General features: G+C 57.6%; 2 pseudogenes. Both read right to left on the bottom strand.

What is annotated here, in order from left to right:
* Nucleotides 1-295: 295 nt before the first annotated feature.
* Nucleotides 296-991 (bottom strand): annotated as a pseudogene (gene ltrA, locus J6525_RS46250) (group II intron reverse transcriptase/maturase); the annotation flags it as partial.
* A 557-nt stretch (nucleotides 992-1,548) separates the two neighbouring features.
* Nucleotides 1,549-1,940, bottom strand: a pseudogene (locus J6525_RS46245) (helix-turn-helix domain-containing protein); the annotation flags it as partial.

Genomic DNA, 1,940 nt, shown 5'->3' with positions numbered 1-1,940 from the left:
GTATCGCTCAGACTGATCCCAAGATAACGACTACCCCTTGGTTTTGACGTCTTCCCTACGCTTTCGACAGTTCATCGGTGGTTCGCTTGCGCTCGTCTCCTCGATCCTTACCTGACAGAGTCTTGCTCTGCCTTTTCCGGTCTCGCTCACCACCTCGACCATTGGGCCGAAGCAGCAGCCGGTGGTTTGAACCCTGATCCTGCAACCCGAGTTCGAGGGGCCAACCCCCATCTTCTGTGCAGCAAGGCTGCTCAAAGGTGCTCTACATCACACCTCCTTCGCGCCGTCGTGGCGCACCATCGTCAGCATATCGACACCAAGGGAGGTCGGGATGTGTCCGCGCCATCCAGAGATCGAAGGTATAATGCAGGAACAGGTTGGCCAGTATTGGGCTGATCACGCCCCCTTGCGGGGTTCCGCGGCTCCGCTCAACAAGCTTCCCGTCCTTTTCAATTGACGCCGTCAGCCACCTTTCGATGTAGAGCAGCGCCCATCTGCATTGCACGTGTTTCCGGACCGCCTTCAGCAGAAGATCATGCGGAAGATTGTCAAACAGCCCTTTGATGTCGAACTCCAGAACCCAATCATATTTCCAGCACCGCTGACGCGTGACGCCCACGGCATCCAGAGCCGATTTTCCTGGCCTGTATCCGTAAGAGTCGTGCAGGAAGATGGATTCCAGTTCCGGCTCAATCATCTGTTTGACCACCATCTGCGCGATCCGATCGCCGATAGTGGGCACACCTAAAATCCTTTCGCCGCCCGTCTTCTTTGGAATGGAGACGGCGCGCACCGGAGGTGGAAAGTAGGTCCCTGACGACATGCGATTCCAGATCTTGTAGAGATTCCCTGCCAGATCTGTCTCGAACATCTCCAAGGTCTGTCCGTCCACCCCGGCCGCACCACGATTGGATTTGACCGCCTTGTACGCTTCGTACACTCGCCGCTTCTCTATCGAGAACGGCTTGTTTGTCGCACCGTTCGAAGTCATCCTGTTTCCAGTTGGTTCTAGAGTACGACGACCTGACCCGATCCCTTTGCTCCGACCCCATTACCGGGCCCTCAACGCTCCTACGGATCGGTCCGCCCCAGTCTCTTGCATCGGTACTCTCGCCTCACGGTTGTCGCCGCTTGCGCTTCTCCCTTGGCATCAAGAGCCTGGTTCCTGCAGTTCCGCGCGAAAGCCTGTGTCCAACTCACGCCCCCTCTACGCCGGTCGCCGCCCGCCCGGTCGTCAGGCATCTGGCGGACTTGTCCCAGGATGACGAGACGGTCCTGGTTTTGACGACGCTTGGATTCATAACGACGCGTCCTCGGAGGGTTCACTTTCGTTCGTCTTTCGGACACTCACCTGCTCGGTTTAATCCGAACTTTTGATCCGACGCTCACCACCACGGCTCTTTACCGCAGCAGCTCGGACTGGTTTGAGACCCGCTCCTGAAAGCCGATCTCGGGGGGCCAGCCCCCATCTTTCCCGCAGCTTCACCATCGGTCTTAGTTCATGTTGAACTCCTTCCGCTGTCTGCAGCACACTCTCGTCGATAAAGATCAGGCGTGCAGCGTCAATCTTGCCTTGATGGGCCTTCCAGCGTGTCCGCTTACGGGCGATGTCGGGACGATCATGTTCGACTGGCAGGATCGTTTTTTTTTGAAGCTCAGCCCTTCGGCATGCACAAACGTCCACACCGCCCGCACATCGGTCTTGATCCCGCGCGCCGCCAGTTCCTGTGTCAGCTTCCGCAAAGTGAATGGTCCCGAGAGAACGCGCTTACGCAGCCAATCAGCATTGGCACCGGACAGAACCGGCTTCTTGTGACCGCCGATCTTGCCGGGCGAAACGCCCCCAGTCTCCCGTCTCAGATTCTTCCACTTCGTTACACAGGACGGGCTGATCTGAAGCGCCTCTGCAATCGAACGAACTGTCTCTCCTGCATCAGCTC

It is taken from the genome of Bradyrhizobium australafricanum (assembly GCF_020329495.1).
Lineage (GTDB): Bacteria > Pseudomonadota > Alphaproteobacteria > Rhizobiales > Xanthobacteraceae > Bradyrhizobium > Bradyrhizobium australafricanum.
Note: the sequence above shows the minus strand (reverse complement) of the source record. Positions and strands in the feature narration are given on the sequence as shown.